Source organism: Ensifer sp. Root1252 (genome assembly GCF_001425885.1).
GTDB lineage: Bacteria > Pseudomonadota > Alphaproteobacteria > Rhizobiales > Rhizobiaceae > Ensifer > Ensifer canadensis.
Genome location: NZ_LMDT01000001.1, coordinates 803,381 through 820,035, shown reverse-complemented (window position 1 = coordinate 820,035; position 16,655 = coordinate 803,381). Strand labels below are relative to the sequence as shown.

The 16,655-nt window shown below is 62.7% G+C and carries 19 protein-coding genes, 1 tRNA gene and 1 pseudogene; 10 read left to right on the top strand and 11 right to left on the bottom strand.

Annotation, left to right across the window (positions count from 1 at the left end):
* Positions 1–24: 24 nt before the first annotated feature.
* From ASD02_RS04080 to ASD02_RS04070, 3 genes are read right to left on the bottom strand one after another with little or no spacing between them, the layout of a single operon-like run.
* Positions 25–750, bottom strand: coding sequence for a copper homeostasis protein CutC (locus ASD02_RS04080; protein ID WP_057204376.1), 726 nt, complete (start codon positions 748–750; stop codon positions 25–27).
* Complete coding sequence (locus tag ASD02_RS04075; RefSeq protein WP_025425458.1) at positions 747–1,658, bottom strand: ROK family protein; 912 nt, start codon at positions 1,656–1,658, stop codon at positions 747–749. Before ASD02_RS04075 ends, ASD02_RS04080 begins: the two co-directional genes overlap by 4 nt.
* A complete protein-coding gene (locus ASD02_RS04070; RefSeq protein ID WP_025425459.1) occupies positions 1,655–3,016 on the bottom strand; it encodes an amidase in 1,362 nt (453 codons plus the stop codon). The genes ASD02_RS04075 and ASD02_RS04070 overlap by 4 nt, the downstream gene beginning before the upstream one ends.
* Positions 3,017–3,342: 326 nt before the next feature.
* Here ASD02_RS04070 and ASD02_RS04065 point away from each other — a divergent pair, with 326 nt between their 5' ends.
* Both ASD02_RS04065 and ASD02_RS04060 read left to right on the top strand, forming a co-directional pair.
* Positions 3,343–4,080 carry a sulfate transporter family protein gene (locus ASD02_RS04065; protein WP_057204371.1) on the top strand — a complete coding sequence of 246 codons (738 nt, stop codon included), beginning with the start codon at positions 3,343–3,345 and terminating at the stop codon, positions 4,078–4,080.
* Positions 4,081–4,280: 200 nt separating this feature from the next.
* Positions 4,281–4,490: a SlyX family protein gene (locus ASD02_RS04060; RefSeq protein ID WP_057219980.1), complete on the top strand. Its 210-nt coding sequence runs from the start codon at positions 4,281–4,283 to the stop codon at positions 4,488–4,490.
* Positions 4,491–4,641: 151 nt separating this feature from the next.
* Here ASD02_RS04060 and ASD02_RS04055 read toward each other — a convergent pair whose 3' ends face one another.
* From ASD02_RS04055 to ASD02_RS04045, 3 genes are all read right to left on the bottom strand, one after another.
* Positions 4,642–5,634: a BMP family ABC transporter substrate-binding protein gene (locus ASD02_RS04055; RefSeq protein ID WP_025425462.1), complete on the bottom strand. Its 993-nt coding sequence runs from the start codon at positions 5,632–5,634 to the stop codon at positions 4,642–4,644.
* 347 nt (positions 5,635–5,981) lie between these two features.
* Positions 5,982–6,635, bottom strand: a complete 654-nt coding sequence (gene msrA / locus ASD02_RS04050; protein WP_025425463.1) for a peptide-methionine (S)-S-oxide reductase MsrA — start codon at positions 6,633–6,635, stop codon at positions 5,982–5,984.
* 46 nt (positions 6,636–6,681) lie between these two features.
* Positions 6,682–6,999, bottom strand: a complete 318-nt coding sequence (locus ASD02_RS04045) for a hypothetical protein (protein WP_025425464.1) — start codon at positions 6,997–6,999, stop codon at positions 6,682–6,684.
* 370 nt (positions 7,000–7,369) lie between these two features.
* On the opposite strand from ASD02_RS04045, the gene ASD02_RS04040 reads away from it, so the two are divergent.
* The 4 genes from ASD02_RS04040 (at position 7,370) to ASD02_RS04025 (ending at position 9,085) form a co-directional block, all read left to right on the top strand.
* Positions 7,370–7,459: transfer RNA gene (locus ASD02_RS04040), tRNA-Ser, on the top strand.
* A 171-nt stretch (positions 7,460–7,630) separates the two neighbouring features.
* On the top strand, positions 7,631–7,969 hold the full coding sequence (locus tag ASD02_RS04035) for a metalloregulator ArsR/SmtB family transcription factor (protein ID WP_038576608.1): 339 nt from the start codon (positions 7,631–7,633) through the stop codon (positions 7,967–7,969).
* Between the two features lies 1 nt (position 7,970).
* Positions 7,971–8,450 carry an SRPBCC family protein gene (locus tag ASD02_RS04030; protein ID WP_057219979.1) on the top strand — a complete coding sequence of 160 codons (480 nt, stop codon included), beginning with the start codon at positions 7,971–7,973 and terminating at the stop codon, positions 8,448–8,450.
* Between the two features lie 11 nt (positions 8,451–8,461).
* The gene (locus tag ASD02_RS04025; RefSeq protein WP_025425467.1) at positions 8,462–9,085 is read left to right on the top strand and encodes a dihydrofolate reductase family protein; all 624 of its coding nucleotides are present in this window, start codon (positions 8,462–8,464) and stop codon (positions 9,083–9,085) included.
* A 56-nt stretch (positions 9,086–9,141) separates the two neighbouring features.
* On the opposite strand, the pseudogene ASD02_RS04020 reads toward ASD02_RS04025, so the two are convergent.
* The 4 genes and pseudogenes from ASD02_RS04020 to ASD02_RS04000 form a co-directional block, all read right to left on the bottom strand.
* Positions 9,142–9,830, bottom strand: a pseudogene (locus ASD02_RS04020) (hypothetical protein).
* Between the two features lie 99 nt (positions 9,831–9,929).
* Positions 9,930–10,742: a MerR family transcriptional regulator gene (locus ASD02_RS04010; RefSeq protein ID WP_025425469.1), complete on the bottom strand. Its 813-nt coding sequence runs from the start codon at positions 10,740–10,742 to the stop codon at positions 9,930–9,932.
* A 165-nt stretch (positions 10,743–10,907) separates the two neighbouring features.
* Positions 10,908–12,110, bottom strand: coding sequence for a CmlA/FloR family chloramphenicol efflux MFS transporter (gene cml / locus ASD02_RS04005; protein ID WP_057204370.1), 1,203 nt, complete (start codon positions 12,108–12,110; stop codon positions 10,908–10,910).
* 238 nt (positions 12,111–12,348) lie between these two features.
* Positions 12,349–12,621, bottom strand: coding sequence for a BON domain-containing protein (locus tag ASD02_RS04000; protein WP_025425471.1), 273 nt, complete (start codon positions 12,619–12,621; stop codon positions 12,349–12,351).
* 163 nt (positions 12,622–12,784) lie between these two features.
* Between ASD02_RS04000 and ASD02_RS03995 the strand changes: the two genes are divergently transcribed.
* The gene (locus ASD02_RS03995) at positions 12,785–13,729 is read left to right on the top strand and encodes an AEC family transporter (RefSeq protein WP_057219976.1); all 945 of its coding nucleotides are present in this window, start codon (positions 12,785–12,787) and stop codon (positions 13,727–13,729) included.
* A gap of 81 nt (positions 13,730–13,810) precedes the next feature.
* Here ASD02_RS03995 and ASD02_RS03990 read toward each other — a convergent pair whose 3' ends face one another.
* Complete coding sequence (locus ASD02_RS03990; RefSeq protein ID WP_038575793.1) at positions 13,811–14,473, bottom strand: cytochrome c family protein; 663 nt, start codon at positions 14,471–14,473, stop codon at positions 13,811–13,813.
* A 156-nt stretch (positions 14,474–14,629) separates the two neighbouring features.
* Between ASD02_RS03990 and ASD02_RS03985 the strand changes: the two genes are divergently transcribed.
* The 3 genes from ASD02_RS03985 (at position 14,630) to ASD02_RS36685 (ending at position 16,586) form a co-directional block, all read left to right on the top strand.
* Entirely contained in the window at positions 14,630–15,385 is a 756-nt protein-coding gene (locus ASD02_RS03985) for a 3-deoxy-manno-octulosonate cytidylyltransferase (RefSeq protein ID WP_025425473.1), read from the top strand.
* Between the two features lie 13 nt (positions 15,386–15,398).
* Positions 15,399–16,253 (top strand): prephenate dehydratase, encoded by an 855-nt coding sequence (locus ASD02_RS03980; RefSeq protein WP_025425474.1) that lies wholly within the window; start codon positions 15,399–15,401, stop codon positions 16,251–16,253.
* 195 nt (positions 16,254–16,448) lie between these two features.
* Positions 16,449–16,586, top strand: a complete 138-nt coding sequence (locus tag ASD02_RS36685; protein ID WP_065784874.1) for a DUF1127 domain-containing protein — start codon at positions 16,449–16,451, stop codon at positions 16,584–16,586.
* The last annotated feature ends 69 nt before the right edge of the window (positions 16,587–16,655 follow it).

The window sequence follows — 16,655 nt, the reverse complement described above, 5'->3', positions numbered from 1 at the left end:
GCGAAGATCCGACGCGCGAACGTCCTACCCCGCCGAAAGCCGCGCTTTCATCGCCTGAACGGTCGCCACATCCGTGCGGCGCCGATCCTCGGTCACGAAGCCCATCTCGACCAGTCGCCGATCATGAGCCGGCTCACGGATCGAGCAGGATGAATGCACTTCCGTGACGGGCAGTCGGGCAAGCAGCGCATCGACGGTTTCAAGCGTCACGCCGGAACCAGGCATGATCGAAAGCCGCCCACCTGCCAGCTCGACAAGCTCCGCCAGCTTCTCGATGGCCTGTGGCGCGCTCCTCGCGCCTCCGGATGTCAGGATCCGCTCAAAGCCGAGTTCAACCGCAAGTTCGATTGCGTCCTTGAAATCTGGCACCAGGTCGAAGGCGCGGTGCAAGGTGAGGCCGAGGCCTGCGGCATGGCCCGTCAGTTTTCGGAGCATGGGCGCATCGAGCTGGCCATCGGTAAGCGACGCACCGAGAACGACGCCGGCAAGTCCGGCATCGCGCACCGCATCGATATCGCGGCGCATCATGTCGAGATCGGCGGCGCCAAAGACGAAGTCGCCCGGCCGCGGCCGGACCATGACATAGACGGGTACCCGTGGCGGCCCGGCGAGTGCCATCAACCCGGCGGTCGGCGTCAGCCCGCCGACGGAAAGTGCTGCGCAGAGTTCGATCCGGTCCGCCCCGCCCTCGATCGCCGCGGCAAGCCCGTCGGCGTCGTCGACGCAAACCTCAAGTCCGATGCCATTCATGCCTTTTCTCCTCCAAGGCCGAGCAGGGCTGCGCCGATCAGGCCGGGCTCGACCTGACACTCGCCGCGCACGACGAGCGGCCGTTTGAACTGCCGCAGAATCCGGCTACGAACCGCCAGATCGATCCCCTCAAGCAGCGGTTCAACGTTGGAAAGACCGCCGCCGACAGGTACGATCGTCGCTCCCGTGGTGTTGATGACGAGCGCCAGCGGTGAGCTGACGAGATCGACAAGAATCTCGACGGTGCGTTTCGCTTCCGTGTCGCCCTTGAGCCACGCCTCGATGATCTCATGGCTCGACATGGTCTTGCCGTGCACGGTGTCGTGCAGTCGTTCGAGCCCGCGCGCGCCGCCGACCGTGTCGACGCAGCGCCGCTGGCCGCAGCCGCAGGCATAGGCGGGGATGGCGATCGGCGGTTCACCCGCTTCCGCGGCAAGTGCCGGTCCATGTCCCCATTCGCCGGCAAAGCCGCCGTCGGCGTTGATCAACTGGCCGTCGACCACCAAGCCGCCGCCGACACCGGTGCCGAGGATCGCCCCGAAGACGATGCGGTGACCCCGGCCGGCGCCGGCGCCCGCTTCGGCAAGGGCGAAACAGTCGGCGTCATTGGCGATCTTGATCGGCAGGTGCAGCTCGCGCTCGAGCTCGGCCACCAGTTCGCGGCCGTCGATGCAGGGGATGTTGGCGCATTTGATCCGGCGCGTCTCCGGGTCGATGACGCCGGTAATCGAGATCGCCACGCATTCCGGGTGGCCGCCGGCTTCGTCGAGCACGGATTCGAGCGTTTGGACGAACTGGCGGAAATTGTTGAGCGGCGTCGTGCGGCGCGGCAGCGGAAAGATCCGTTCGCGCGAATGCACGATCGCCCCCTTGATCGCCGATCCGCCGATATCGAAACAGACGATCATGCCTCTCCCCGGATCACGGCTTCGGCGGCAAGTGCGATCGAGAGCAACCGGTCGTCCTGATGGTGCGGTGCAGCCAACTGCAGGCCCACGGGCATTTCGCCGGCACCGGTGCCGCAGGGGATCGAGATGCCGCAGAAATCGAGGAAGTTGCCGATGAGCGTGTTGCGCAGCGTCGTGGCGTTGGTCTTGAAGAACAGCTCGTCGTCGGCCAGCAACGGCGCCAACGGCGGCGCGACATGCGGCAATGTCGGATGGACGATGAGTTCGCCCGGCTTCAGGCTCTCGACCGTTTCATGGATCAGCTGGTCGCGCGCATCGAGAAGCGCGATATAGTCAGGCATGGTGATCTTCTCGCCGAGCCTGGTGCGCGCGACGACACGCGGATCGATGCGTTCGGCCTCGGAGCCTGCCAGGCGCTCCCGGTGAAGTGCGAAGGCTTCGGCGGTGACGAGCGCGCCGTGGCGCGCCATCAGATCGAACACCGCCTTGAACGTCGGAAAGGCGCGGCGGGTGACCGTGGCGCCGGCCTTTTCCAGCCGCTTGACCGCATCCTCGAAGGCTTCGACGACTTCGTTTTCCGCCTCGTCGAAGACGATGGTTTCGGGGATGACGATCGAGAGGCCGGCGATCGCGCCGCGGCGAACCACCGGTGCGGTCAGTCCATGCATGGCGGCGTCGAGCCAGACCGCATCCTGCACCGTATGACAGAGAGGCCCGAGCGAATCGAGGCTTTCGGCGAGCGGGAAGACGCCCTTCATCGAATAGCGGCCGCGCGTCGCTTTGTAGCCGATGATGCCGGTCATGGCCGCCGGGATTCGGACGGAGCCGCCAGTATCGGTACCGATTGCCGCGGGCACGAGACCGGCCGCGACCGCCGCCGCCGCGCCCGACGAGGAGCCGCCGGGGATGCGCTCGACATCGGTCGAGGCCGGGTTGTGCGGCGTGCCGTAATGCGGATTGATGCCGAGGCCGGAGAAGGCGAACTCGCTCATGTTGGTTCGCCCGACGCTGACCATGCCGGCACCGGCAACCGCGCCGACCACGGCGGCGTCACTGCCAGCAGGCGGGGTGTCCCGCAGGACCGCGGAACCCGCGGTCGTCACGCTGCCCTTGACGTCGAAGAGATCCTTCCAGGCGACCGGAAGACCATCGAGCAGGCCGAGCGATCGGCCCGCACGAAGCCGGGCGGAGGCCGCCGAGGCCTCCTTAAGCGCGCGTTCGCGGGTGATGCCGACAAAGATCGACTGATCGCCGTGCGCCGCGATGCCGGCAAGTGTTTGCTCTGCAAGCGTGACCGGGTCGAGCTTGCCTTCCTGGACGAGTACCGAAAGCCCGGCGAGCGTTTTCTGTCTGGTCATGGTCTCCCCTTGTCCGCCTGCCGCCAGCGGCAGCTCGTCCTTCCGTTGGCCCGCGTGGGCAGGCTTTTGATCTAAAGCGTGTCGCGATCTCCAGGATTCGCTGACTGCGCATTAAGTCGTTGTTCTTGCGCATGTCGCGCAAAACCCCTGCACAGTTTTGTGCAACAAGCTCTACCATATCGCTCCCCGTGGCGTTTGCCATGGTTCGTCCGTCTTCGCCGCAGGAATTTTGCCGAAAGCAGATGGTGCCGGCCGTCCTGCCTTGTCGATACGAAGGCGTTTGCCTACATGCCTCATCGAACCCTGCCCGGCACTGGAGAGATTTGATGATATTGGACGCGGCGCGGCTTTCTTTTGCCAATCTCTTTGCACCGGAGACCCGTTCGGTGTTCTGGAAAGTGCTCGGCCTGACGCTTCTGGCGCTCGCAGCACTGTGGTTCGGCCTGCGCGAACTCTTCATCTGGCTTGCTTTGCCATGGCTCGATGCGTTGATGCCTGGCACGCCCGCCTGGGCGGGTTGGCTCACCTTCGTGCTCGGCATCTTCGCGAGCCTCGGGCTGGCGCTGGCCCTGGCCCTGCTGCTAGCGCCGGTGACGGCGCTGATCGCCGGCTTCTTCCTTGACGATGTCGCGGACGTGGTCGAGGCGCGCGACTATCCGAGCGAGCCGGCGGGCAGGCCCTTGCCGCTCGGAGAGGCGATTGCCGGCTCCGCCAAGTTCCTCGGCGTCGTCATTCTCGGCAACATATTGGCGCTGTTCCTGCTGCTCGTGCCCGGCGTCAACCTGATCGCCTTCTTCCTCGTCAACGGTTACCTGCTGGGGCGGGAGTTCTTCGAGTTTGCCGCCATGCGCTACCGGTCGCCGGCGGAGGCGCGGCTTTTCCGCGCCAAGCACCGCTCGACCGTGTTCCTGGCCGGGTTGATCCTTGCGGCGTTTCTCGCCGTACCGCTGCTCAACCTGCTGACGCCGCTCTTTGCCGCCGGCATGATGGTGCACCTGCACAAGAGGCTGTCGGCAAGCGATCCGGGATTTTCGCTGACGCGAGGGGCCACGGCCAGGCCCTGAGACGCAATCTGCTTGACAGCGGACATCCGCTGGCCAATCTGCCGGCAAATCCCCCGCTGCATGTTTCCTTAATCTTGTTCGATTTAGGAATACCGACATGCAGCTATTCAGAGTGATACAGCGACCTTTGTGCGTCTGAAGACGTACGGCGCTGCAGGCGTCGCCCGCCGGGATGGCCGCGACAGGACGGAGCAGCTGAAATGATCAACGCCGAAGACCGGGTCACCCGCCTTGAAGAGACGGTGGCTCACCAGGCCAAGACGATCGAAGAGCTTTCCGACCAACTTGCCGAGCAATGGAAAGTGGTCGAACAGACCCGAGCAAAGCTCGACCGGCTGACGGAACGCTTCCTCAGCCTCGAGGAGCAATCGATCGATGCGCCTCCGATCACCCGGCCGCCGCATTACTAGAGCTTTTCCAGGAAAAGTGCGAAGCGGCTTTGCGTCAGGAAATGCGCAAAGCCAGGGAGATGGCGCGGCTCAATGGCTCCGCAGGACAGGGAAATAAAAAGGCCGCCGGTTCTAGCGAACGGCGGCCTTTCTCATTTTCAGGCGGAAGCCCTTAGTAGGGGCAGGCTTCGTCGCTCATGTAGTCGTGCACCTGGACCTTGCCGGCGATGATCTCGGCTTTCACCTTCTCGACCGCATCGAGCATTTCCGGGGTGATCAGAGCCTTGTTGTTGTCGTCGAGCGAGTAGCCGACGCCATCTTCCTTGAGGCCGAGATTGGAGATGCCGAACTCGAACTTGTCGTTCTTGGCAGCAGTGAAGGCTTCGTAGACGGCGACGTCGACGCGCTTCAGCATCGAGGTCAGAACCTTGCCCGGCTGCAGTCCGTTCTGGTTGGAGTCGACGCCGATGCCGAGCTTTCCGGCATCTGCAGCGGCCTGCAGGACGCCAACGCCCGTGCCGCCGGCTGCGTGGTAGACCACGTCCGAACCCTGGTCCATCTGCGACTTGGCAATTTCGCCGCCCTTGACCGGGTCGTTCCAGGCGTCCGGTGTCGTGCCGGTGTAGGCTTCGAGAACCTTCACGTCAGCGCCGGTCGACTTCGCGCCGCCGACATAGCCGCAGGCGAACTTGTGGATGAGCGGCACGTCCATGCCACCGACGAAGCTGACGGTCTTCGACTTCGAAGCGAGACCAGCGAGCACGCCGACGAGGTAGGAGCCTTCCTGTTCCTTGAACACGATCGACTTCACGTTCGGCTTGTCGAGCACCATGTCGATGATCGCGAACTTGGTGTCCGGATATTCGCCGGCAATCTTTTCGAGCGGTGCCGCCCAGTTGAAGCCGGCCATGACGATCGGGTTGTTGCCGTCGCTGGCGAAGCGGCGCAGGGCCTGCTCGCGCTGTGCATCGTTGGCGATTTCGAATTCGCGGTATTCGACGCCCGATTCGGTTTTGAACTTTTCGGCGCCGTTATAAGCGGCTTCGTTGAACGATTTGTCGAACTTGCCGCCCAGATCGTAAATGATGGCCGGCTTGATGTCGGCGGCCAGAGCCGTCGCGGACATCATGGAAAAGGCAAAGAGACCGAGAATGGTTTTTTTCATCGTGCAGCCCTGTTGTCGCTATTGATCTTTATCGGGTCCTCCCGCGGGCCCCGGATGGAACCTGTCTGCGGAACCCACCCCTCTCGTGGGGGCTAGGGTGGCCGCATCCTTGCACGGTCACGGCAAAAAAACACTCAAAATTTTTCGGATGGTAAAAATGTCGACCGGCATTCACAAGCAGGGTTAAAATGCCGGTTCGCTTGACCTTTTAGCGCGGGGGGTGGACACCAGCAGCATGTAAAAGGCCAAGAGCATATCGCGCAAGAGTATACAGTGGGTTGTGCGCGACATGCGCAAAAGCGAAAGCCTGAAACGCAGCAGGCGGATCCCGCTGATCGCGATAGGCCCTAGGCGCCGATCGGGCAGCTGACGCCGGTGCCACGCAGGGCGCAATAACCAACAGGGTTCTTCGCCAGATACTGCTGGTGGTAGTCCTCGGCAAAATACAACGGGCCGGCCTTCGCGATCTCGGTGGTGATCTTGCCGGTGTGGCCCGATCTCTTCAGCGCCGCCTGGAAGGCATCGCGCGCGGCCTTCGCTTCCTTCAGCTGCGCGTCGTCATAGACATAGATGGCGGAGCGATAGGTCGTGCCGATATCGTTGCCCTGACGCATGCCCTGGGTCGGGTCGTGTTCCTCGAAAAAGGTCTTGAGCAGGCTCGACAACGGAACCACCTCCGGATCGTAGACCACCAGCACCACCTCGGTGTGGCCGGTCAGTCCCGTGGTGGTTTCCTGGTAGGTCGGGTTCGGCGTCATGCCGCCGGAATAGCCGGCCGCGGTGACATACACGCCCGGCTTATTCCAGAGCAGCCGCTCCGCGCCCCAGAAGCATCCCATGCCGAGCAGGATCTTTTCCATGCCTTCCGGGTAGGGGCCCTTCAGCGGGTGTCCCGAGACGAAATGCGTGGCGGCGGTCGGAATGGCGTCCTCGCGCCCGCGCAGTGCCGTCTGCGCGTCGGGCATGATGGTCTTCTTGTTGAACATGTCGATCAGGAACATCACGAAACTCCTTGTCGGTCGACGCGGGATGAGCACCCCGCGATGATCAGGCAGCGAAACGGCCGGCCGCCGGCCGCTTCTTGTATCCGGCCATCCACAGGAGGAGGGCGAGAAGGGCGAGCACCGCAAACGCCGGCTGCGTAAAGAACCAGTGCAGCACCGTGTGCCAGAGGATCGGCCCGGTATCCGTCCGCTGCGCGAACAGCACCCAGCTAGCGGTGTCGGGGCCAAGCGCTTCGAGATCGTCGCCGAGCGACGTCATCACCAGCTCGGAGGCTGCGACGGACTGGATGGCATCGACAGCCCCCGCAAGGACGGCCGCAAGCAGCACCACAAAGCTCGCCAGTCGCAGCACGAAGCGCATCGGTCCCTCATTTCTCAAACTCTATCGCCCCAGATCGAACCGTCGCTCCCGTCTTACGGCATCAGTTCCCCTGCTTGAGGGCAAAGCCGGCGCGAGGGGAGAACGTGGCAATCCGGGATGGTGCAACGTTCCGGCGGCCTTCGAAAGGAGGCGCCGAACAACTCTGCCGCAAGAGATAGGCCCCGTGTTCGACAAGCGCAATGGCAGCCGTTCGCTGCCAAGTTTCATAAGATGTCAACAATCTGTCAGAAAGCAGTTGATCCCGCGCAAATCATCGGTATATATCCCGCCCGTCCGCCGGTTCGCGCCGGATGACACGAAGGGCCTTGCCCTTCCCATCCAGCCGCATGACCATCGGCTGTTGACGGATGGACAGGTGGCCGAGTGGTTGAAGGCGCACGCCTGGAACGCGTGTATACGTGAAAGCGTATCGAGGGTTCGAATCCCTCTCTGTCCGCCATTTCTTCACCAAGGGTTAATTTTTCATCGTACTCAGCCGTCGCTAGTCGCAACCTTGTGCGCTGACCCAGATCATTGATGTGCGCGGAGCTTGCGCGGGTGTTGGTGCGTCGCCGGCGGAGGGCAAACAGTTAGCCGTTGCGCTAAGTGTTTCGTCATGATACTTAGCCTTATGGAACAGTATTCGAGCCCTTTGGACGGAATTTTTCAGGCCCTGGCCGACCCCACGAGGCGCTCCGTGCTGGCGAGGCTCGGTCGAGGGCCAGCCAGCATCAGCGATCTGGCAGAGCCGTTCGACATGGCGCTACCGTCGTTCATGAAACACATCCATTTTCTCGAAGGCAGCGGCCTGATCCGCACCGAGAAGCAGGGCCGGGTGCGCACCTGCACCATCGAGAAGAGCCGGTTTGCCGCCATCGAAGCGTGGATGTCGGAGCAGCGCGCCCTTTGGGAAGGCCGCACCGATCGGCTTGAACAGTTCGTGATATCAGCTGAGAACAAGGAGAAATGACATGATCCGATCTCACAACCCCGATCTCGACCTGACGATATCGCGCCTGATCAAGGCGCCGCGGCCGACGATCTGGAATGCATGGACCGATCCCGCCAGCTTCGAGCAATGGTGGGTTCCGGCGCCGGCCAGATGCCAGGTGGTCGATATGGACCTGCGGCCGGGCGGCGCCTTCGTCACAAGGATCAGCGAAGGCGGCGGTGCGTTCACGCCGCATCTGGATGCGTGCTTTCTGGCGGTCGACGACATCCAGCGCATTGTCTTTACCAATTCGCTGGTCGCGGGGTGGCGCCCGGCCGAAAACCCTTTCATGACGGCGATCATCACACTCAAGGATCATCCTGAGGGCACGGACTATGCCGCCCACGTCATGCACAAGAGCAACGCCGACCGAAACATGCACGAGGAGATGGGTTTTCACGATGGCTGGGGCACGGTCATCGCGCAGCTTGCCCGGCTCGTGGAGGGCAGAACCCAGTAGAGGAGGTCGACATGCGCAAGATTGTCCTGCAGATGATGACGACGCTCAACGGTCGCCTCGACGATCCGCTGGCCTGGCTCGGTAGCGTCGGCGACGACCAATATCGGGCGATCGACCGGCTCTACGCCACCTATGACACCGTACTCGTCGGCCGCGTGACCTACGAGGAAATGGCATCCTACTGGCCGGGCGCCCTGTCGGAGGACGTGGGAACCGAAACCAACCGCAAGATGGCGCGGAGGATGCACGACTATCGCAAACTGGTCTTCTCGCGCTCGGGACGCCAGACGCTGACCGAATGGAACAATGTCGAGCAGGTCGTTGCCCACGATGACGAATTGCTGGCAGCCTATCTCCTGGATCTGAAGGCGCGCGCCGGTGGCGATATTCACCTTTCCGGCGGCGCCAGCCTGGCCCAGACGGTCATCGGTCTCGGCCTCGTCGATATCTTCCACTTCTTCGTCTATCCCGTCACGTCCCCGGGTGCCGCCTGGTTCGATGAGCTTCCCGACAGATATGATCTGCGGCTGATGGGCACGGACACCTACGAGAATGGCGTGGTCGGCCTGCACTACGAACCGCTCAAGCGTGAGAACGCGGAACGGGCAAGCAGTTTTTCCGAACTGCTCGTATAACCGCGTGTCCCGCCGCTCCGGCCGCGCCGACGGCCCGAGCGGCGGTCGATCGCAGATCAGCAACCGTGCTCCAGCGCGGTCTTCATCCGGTCATAGGTCGGGGCGAGTGCCCGCAAGGTGGCCGCCGCGACTGCGTCCTTGCGCACCACCAGCGGATACTGCAGCGCTCCGATGAGCCGTGCCTGTTCATCGGCAATGCGGGCCGCCTCGTTGTAACCCGCCCGTGCGAGGCAGGCGGCCGCGTCGGCCGCGCGGCGGGCGCCGGTCCGGATGGCGAAGTGGACCAGATGCGCGCGCAAGTTCTTGTCGCAACCGGTCGCGACGCGCGCGGCGAGCGTTTCGGCTGCTTCGGCATTGCCGAGGGTTCCGGGAGGAACGGGCAGGTCCGTCTCCATCGACAGCCAGTGGATGGCGGCCGGGATCGACGCCCGTATCGTCTCGATTTCCGATATCTCGGCGATACGGACAAAGTCGGTCCGCATGGTGTAGGCGTCACCATAACTCAGCGTGTCTGCGCGCCAGGCGGCCATGAAGTTGGCGAGCGAAGCGCGCCTTCAGAGCCGGCTTCCGGATCCCAGCCATAGGGGTCGAAGAACGGCAGGGTGCCGCCGAGCAGTTGCATGCCGAACGGACTGCTGGTGGCAAATTCGATCACCGCGGTGGAGGGGGCCTGCGCGCCGAACATCATTGCGAAAGAGTTGGCGTAGCAATAGGGGCCGGAGCCCGTATAGGCGAAATGCATCATGATCGTCTGTCCTGTTAGAGCATTTCCAGGAAAAGTACGGAGCGGTCTTCCGTCAGGAAATGCGGATAAAACAAAGAGATAGAGTGGTTCTGATTCCGCCTAAGACGGAAACATTATGGGGTAGGCGACATCGAAGGACGCGCCGTTGCTGCCGGGGTAGATTTCGTAGGGGCTGCCGCTGCTGTTGATGTCGGTTCGCGCATCCAGCCAGGTTTCGATGGCGTCGTAGACGCGCAAGATCAGCGGGAAGTTTTCACAAGCCGCCGGCACCGGCAGAAAGACCTCTCGCCGCGCGGCCTGAAGGCGGATGCGCAGGTCGTCGACCGGCTCGATGCCGCCTTCATAGGCGATGGCGACTTCCACCAGTCCCTCGCTGTCGCGGCTAACGGTTTCATGGAAATGCACGGTCATGGCGCCGTCGCTGGCAATCCCGCAATGGCGCAGGTAACCACGGATCTCCGCCTGGGCGGTTGCCAGGAATGCATCAAGCGCCTCGATATCGAGCTGACGTTGGCAGGAGATCAGCTTGCAGGCTGCCACCTCGCGTACGGCAATCGCCGAGATTAGGTCGGCATCACCGCCGTCCGTCTGCCGCGCGATCGCCTCCACCAGCTCGGTCTGCTCGCTCAGCCGCTCGTTTTGAGCGTCCAGCCAGGACCGCAATTCGATAAGGCGGCTCTGCGCATCCAGTTCCACCAATTGCGCGACGCGCGCCACCGACAGGCCAAGGCGTCGAAGGCGCGCGATAAGCCGTGCCCGGGCGGCCTGCTCCGGCGCATAGTAGCGATAGCCCGTCGTCGGATCGGTATAGGCGGGCACCAGCAGGCCCTGCTCGGCATAAAGCCGCAGCGCCTTTGGTGACAGTCGTGTGGCGGCGCCAAAACGGCCCGCAAGGAGATAAGATTCGCTCATGGATCTGACTGTGAGGCTTGCCCCTGGGGCGAGGTCAAGAGGCAATCGTTGTCGATGTGCACGCCTTGTACTCGCATTCGCTTTGCCAGCGCTGTCGGGGGGTAAACAAGGGGTGCCGCAGGGCGTGCCGAGATGGTCGATACGCCCTGTGGCAGGTTCATCGGATCAGGCTTCCGCCGGGCGTTGCCTCGCCAGCACACCGAGCGCGACCAGCGTGACGATCGCCATTGTCATTGAATAGCCGGCTAATGGAAATGCGGTATCTCCACCAAGCAGAACCACAGCCAGGGTGCCGAGCACCCCGACAATCAGGCTCTGAATGCAGAAGTAGAGCGCGACCGCCGTTCCTGCCACATGGCCGAAAGCCTGGAGGGCTCCATTGGGGGTGACCGAACCGGTGAAGACGATGCCGACGGCGATGACCCACATCGGCAGGATGAAGGTCCAGAACGACGGTGCGGCGACGCTCTGGCCGACGACGAGCAGCACCGCGCCGAGGATGAGCAGCGCCATCCCGCGGGCAAGGCTGCCGGTGATGCCCCAGAGCGCCACGAAGCGTTTGGCAAAACGGGTCGTGACGATCATCACAAGGGCCGCCGTCGCAAAGACCAGGCTGAAGGCGAGTTCGGAATAATCAGCTCGATCGATGAGCACGCGTGGTGCTGTCGAGAAGAACACGAAGAACGAGCCCATCGCGGCGCTGAAGCCGAGCGTGTAGGTCCAGAACGCTCCGTTGCGCAGGATCGGGCCGAAGGATCTTCTCTCGCCTTCGGTGCCGGTTGGCCTGGTTTCCCGCCATCGCGGTATCGCATTCGCCATGGCCGCGATGGCGAGTAGGCCGAGTGCCAGGAAGATCGCCCGCCAGCCGAAGCGATCGGCAAGCAGCGCGCCGGCGATCGGGCCGAGGGCCGGCACGAAGGCGAGCATCGCGCTGAAGAGGCCGTAGATGGTCACGCCTTCGGGCCGGTCTGCATAGACATCGCGGACAGTGGCAAAGGTGGCAACGAGCGCTGCCGAGGCGCCGATCGCCTGCAGCAGGCGAAGGGCGAGGAAGGCGGGGGCCGACACGGTGGCGGCCATCAGCAGCGATGCGACCGCAAACAGCAGCGCCCCACAGATGACGACCGGACGCCGACCGATGCGATCGGAGATGGGCCCGAAGACGATCTGGCCGACGCCGAGAATGGTCATGTAGAGGCTTAACGTCAGCTGGATGATCGCTGGCGTCGTGGCGAGAATGCCCGGCATGACAGGCACGACCGGCAGATAGATATCCATCGCCAGGGAGGCGAGAATGTCGAAGGGGGCCATCAGCAACAGCGCTGCCGGCACTGAATAGTTCCAGGTTGATGATTTATGATTGGGCACGATTGAACATCCGCTCAAATGAATGACATTCAGCGGCGCTCTGCCTTCTTATCGGTAGTGTGAAATGACCGGACAGACGCCGCAACAACGATTGGGAGTGTTGTTGCGGCTTACTTGGTTGCTGACTCAGGCGTCCCCATTCCGGTCTCCATAGGAAATCGCGCGCGTTGTGGTTGGCGCCGTGTCCATTTACCAGCCCAAGCTGCCAACAACAACCGCTTGCGGTCAAGCAAGCAGATCATGAATGTTTGCCCGGCTTCACCGTCAGGCGGTTCTCGACGCTGGTGACGCCGATTACCGATCTCGCCGCGTCGCCGGCGCAGGCAACATCGGAATCGCTTGGGACCTGGCCCGACAGCACGACCATTTCGCCGAGCACGATCACTGAGATATCGGTGGTGTCGACGAAGGTGGCGTAGCGGATGAAGCGCAGAACCTTGCCCGCCAGATCGTCATCCTTCAGATGAGGATCGTCGTCCTTATGGGAGTAGATGGGCTTTTCTGTTGGCATGGTCGTTTTCCCACTGCTGTTCGGGAACGCCCCGGACAAGCGAATGTTCCGGTCTTTTTTACCTTGGTCGACGGCTTCGTCAGGGGCGTGGATCCGGTCCTGCAACCTTGCGGCGGTCGCCGGAACGGGTCTATCTCTATCGGACCGTTCCCAAGGCTCACGCATGTCCGATATTTTCCAGAATGTTCTGCCCATCTTCATCCTGATCCTCACCGGTTGGCTGATCGTCAGGCTCGGCTACCTGAAACCGACCGTTGGCGACGCGCTCGGTGATTTCGTTTTCCGCGTCGCGGTGCCTGTTCTCCTGTTTCGCACAATCGCCGAGGCGGATTTCAAGGACGGCTCGCCCTGGCCGCTCTGGGTTGCCTATTTCTCAGGCGTCGCCGTCACCTGGACCATCGGCCATCTGGCGGCGACGCTCGCCTTTGGCCGCGATGCGCGCATGGGCGTGCTGGCCGGTGTTTCCTCGGCCTTCGCCAACACCGTCTTCATCGGCTTGCCGCTGGTCTCGCGCATCGTCGGCGAGGAGGGGATCGTCGCGCTGTCGATCCTGCTGTCGGTGCACCTGCCGGTGATGATGATCGCGGGCACCGTGCTGATGGAGCGCGCCGAACGCAGGGTAAGCGGCAAGCAGGGCCAAAGCCCGCTGAAGCTCCTGGGCGGCGTTGCCCGCAACCTGCTGCGCAATCCGCTGGTCATAGGCCTTGCCTTCGGTGCCGCTTTCCATCTGCTTGGCCAGCCGCTCGACGGTCCGGTCAAGAGCGTCGTCGATCAGCTTGCCGCCATTGCCGCGCCGGCGGCGCTGGTTTCGATCGGCATGGCGCTCGACAAATATGGTCTTGTCGGCAATCTCGGGCTGGCGACGGTGACGAGCCTGTTGAAGCTTGTGGTTCTGCCGGGCGTCGTCTTTGCCGCCTGCCACCTGCTCGGCCTCAACGACAACTGGACGACCGCGCTTGTGCTGACCTCGGCGGTGCCGACCGGCGTCAACGCATGGCTGATCGCCAATCATTTCAACGTCGGCCATGCGCTGGCGTCCTCGACCATCACGCTGACCACAGCGCTGGGTGTCGCCAGCGTTTCGGTCTGGGCCTACATCCTGATGTGACCGGCGGGTCCGGTGAAGACAGCAAAAAGCCCGGCGCGATGGCCGGGCTTTGCGAAATTCGATCGTAACGGAGCTTGGGGCTTATTGAGCCGGCGCAGCCTGGCCTTCGGCCGGCTTGGCTTCCGTTGCGGGCGCTTCGGCCGGCTTCTCGGCAGCACCTTCGGTAGCGGCAGCCGGAGCAGCTTCTGCGGCCGCTGCATCCGGGAGAGCGGCCGGAGCATCGGCCTGTTCGCGGAGATATGCGATCAGGTTGGCGCGTTCGTCAGGCTTCTTCACGCCGGCAAAGCCCATAGCGGTGCCCGGAACGTGCTTCTTCGGCGCTTCGATGAAGAAGCTGAGGTGGTCGTAGTCCCAGACGACCTTGCTGCCTTCGGAGAAGGTCTTCATGCCAGCCGAGTAGCTGAAACCTTCGTGCGAGGCGATCGGGCGGTTGACGACACCCCACAGGTTGGGGCCGACCTTGTTGGCCCCTCCCTTATCCACGGTGTGACAGCTTGCGCATTTCTTGAACACGGTTCCGCCGGCTGCAGCGTCTGCCTTGAGGAGCAAGGGCTTGATGTCGACTTCAGCCGCTTCCTGGGCGCCGCCGCCAGCTTCGGCCGTGCCTTCTTCGGCAACGATCGCGAAGCCTTCCTTCTCGGGAGCCTCGGAATGGAAAATGCCTTCCGACGCAATGGATACGGACATCAGAACGAAAACCGTACCCAGAAAGGCACCCACGCCCATGTTCACATATGAGTTCATCTGCAAACGCTCCCTTTGCCACCGGCGTAAACAAAAACCCGGCCCATCTTGAAATCGCGCGGAACCTATGTCTTTTGGCTCTGCGTTGCAACAGAGATTATGGGCCCCCAACTGAGACTTTTTGACACTTTGGGCGGGGTTTTTGAAGGCCACATCATGAATCGCGAAAATTCAGGCAAAGCCATCGTGCTCATTCCGGCGCGCATGGCCTCCACGCGTCTGCCGGGCAAGCCGCTCGCCGATATCTGCGGCCTGCCGATGATCGTCCAGGTTGCCAAGCGCGCGGCGGAAGCCGATGTCGGACGGGTCGTCGTCGCCGTCGACGACCCGCGTGTTTTCGATGTCGTGCGCGACGCCGGTTTCGAGGCGATCATGACGCGGGTCGACCATCAGTCCGGTTCCGACCGGATCTATGAGGCGCTGTCGAAGGCCGATCCGGACAGTGAGGCGCAGTTCGTCATCAACGTGCAGGGCGATCTGCCGACGATCGAGCCGGCTCCTATCCGTGCCTCGCTGAGGCCGCTTGTCGAAAATGCCTCGACCGATATCGCCACCTTGACGGTGGCGATCACCGACGAGGAAGAGAAGAAGAGCCCCAACATCGTCAAGATCGTCGGCTCGCCGCTGTCGGCGACGCGCCTGCGCGCTCTCTATTTTACCCGCGCGACCGCGCCCTACGGACAGGGCCCGCTCTACCACCACATCGGGCTTTATGCCTACCGCCGCCAGGCGCTCGAAAAATTCGTCGCTCTGAAGCCGTCGACGCTGGAAAAGCGCGAATCGCTTGAGCAATTGCGCGCGCTTGAAGCTGGCATGCGCATCGATGTCGAAATCGTCGACACCGTACCGCTCGGCGTCGACACTCCGGTCGAGCTCGAAAAAGCCCGCCGCATCCTTTCCGAAAAAGCCTGAGAAGGAAGACAGTGTGACCACGAAGACCAACAGGATCTCCTTCCAGGGCGATTACGGCGCCAATTCCGACATGGCCTGCCGCGACATGTTTCCGTCGATGGAGCCGCTTCCCTGCCAGACCTTCGAAGACGCCTTCGTGGCGGTCGAGAATGGCGAGGCGGATCTCGCGATGATCCCGATCGAAAACACCATCGCCGGCCGTGTTGCCGACATCCACCACCTGCTACCCGAATCGCGGCTGCATATCGTCGGCGAATATTTCATGCCGATCCGCTTCCAGCTGATGGTGCTGCCGGGCGTGACGCGCGACGAAATCCGCACCGTTCACAGCCACATCCATGCGCTCGGTCAGTGCCGCAAGATCGTGCGCGCCAATGGCTGGAAGCCGGTGGTTGCCGGCGATACCGCAGGAGCCGCCAAGCTGGTGTCGGAGCAGGGTGATCGCTCGATGGCGGCGCTCGCGCCGCGGCTTGCCGCCGACCTCTACGGCCTCGAGATCGTTGCCGAAAATGTCGAGGACACCGAAAGCAACGTGACTCGCTTCGTCGTGCTGTCGCGTGACGAGCAGATGCTCTCCCGCAGCGCCGATGACGAACTGATCATCACCACCTTTGTGTTCAACGTGCGCAACATTCCGGCCGCGCTCTACAAGGCGATGGGCGGCTTTGCCACCAACGGCATCAACATGACGAAGCTCGAGAGCTACCAGCTCGGCGGCAAGTTCGTGGCCACGCAGTTCTACGCCGACATCGAAGGTCATCCGGACGACACGTCGGTGCGCCATGCGATGGAGGAGCTGCGCTTCTTCTCGGAGAAGGTCCGCATTCTCGGCACCTACAAGGCGCATCCGATGCGTGGTGTGCTTTAAGCATCTCAGAGACAGAGCGTTTCTACGACCCGTCTAAACCGGAGACGCTCTGGCGGCTCCGGCCGCACTGCAGATCAGGCTTACCAATGCGTTAACTCGCTACGCGTCTGGTGCATGCCTAATCTGCAATCGCGGCGGTACCTAAACAATGTGCAAATGCCTATTTGACACTCGTTCACATATGGAGTGTTAAAAATGAAGATCCGTCAGAAGATCGTTGAATATGCAAAAATGCGCCGTGCGATCCGCGAGCTGAATTCGCTGGATGACCACGCCCTGAGCGATATCGGTATTTCCCGTTCGCAGATCCAGGCCGCCGTTTACGGCCGCTAATCAGCACAATTCGCCGTATCCCGCCACCCAAGCTGGCGGGATACGCGCAATGCACTACAGCGCCGCGCG

Coding starts and splice junctions, on each gene's coding strand:
- ASD02_RS04080 (WP_057204376.1), bottom strand. CDS start 750: ATGAATGGCATCGGACTTGAGGTTTGCGTCGACGACGCCGACGGGCTT.
- ASD02_RS04075 (WP_025425458.1), bottom strand. CDS start 1,658: ATGATCGTCTGTTTCGATATCGGCGGATCGGCGATCAAGGGGGCGATC.
- ASD02_RS04070 (WP_025425459.1), bottom strand. CDS start 3,016: ATGACCAGACAGAAAACGCTCGCCGGGCTTTCGGTACTCGTCCAGGAA.
- ASD02_RS04065 (WP_057204371.1), top strand. CDS start 3,343: ATGATATTGGACGCGGCGCGGCTTTCTTTTGCCAATCTCTTTGCACCG.
- ASD02_RS04060 (WP_057219980.1), top strand. CDS start 4,281: ATGATCAACGCCGAAGACCGGGTCACCCGCCTTGAAGAGACGGTGGCT.
- ASD02_RS04055 (WP_025425462.1), bottom strand. CDS start 5,634: ATGAAAAAAACCATTCTCGGTCTCTTTGCCTTTTCCATGATGTCCGCG.
- msrA (WP_025425463.1), bottom strand. CDS start 6,635: ATGTTCCTGATCGACATGTTCAACAAGAAGACCATCATGCCCGACGCG.
- ASD02_RS04045 (WP_025425464.1), bottom strand. CDS start 6,999: ATGCGCTTCGTGCTGCGACTGGCGAGCTTTGTGGTGCTGCTTGCGGCC.
- ASD02_RS04035 (WP_038576608.1), top strand. CDS start 7,631: ATGGAACAGTATTCGAGCCCTTTGGACGGAATTTTTCAGGCCCTGGCC.
- ASD02_RS04030 (WP_057219979.1), top strand. CDS start 7,971: ATGATCCGATCTCACAACCCCGATCTCGACCTGACGATATCGCGCCTG.
- ASD02_RS04025 (WP_025425467.1), top strand. CDS start 8,462: ATGCGCAAGATTGTCCTGCAGATGATGACGACGCTCAACGGTCGCCTC.
- ASD02_RS04010 (WP_025425469.1), bottom strand. CDS start 10,742: ATGAGCGAATCTTATCTCCTTGCGGGCCGTTTTGGCGCCGCCACACGA.
- ASD02_RS04000 (WP_025425471.1), bottom strand. CDS start 12,621: ATGCCAACAGAAAAGCCCATCTACTCCCATAAGGACGACGATCCTCAT.
- ASD02_RS03995 (WP_057219976.1), top strand. CDS start 12,785: ATGTCCGATATTTTCCAGAATGTTCTGCCCATCTTCATCCTGATCCTC.
- ASD02_RS03990 (WP_038575793.1), bottom strand. CDS start 14,473: ATGAACTCATATGTGAACATGGGCGTGGGTGCCTTTCTGGGTACGGTT.
- ASD02_RS03985 (WP_025425473.1), top strand. CDS start 14,630: ATGAATCGCGAAAATTCAGGCAAAGCCATCGTGCTCATTCCGGCGCGC.
- ASD02_RS36685 (WP_065784874.1), top strand. CDS start 16,449: ATGAAGATCCGTCAGAAGATCGTTGAATATGCAAAAATGCGCCGTGCG.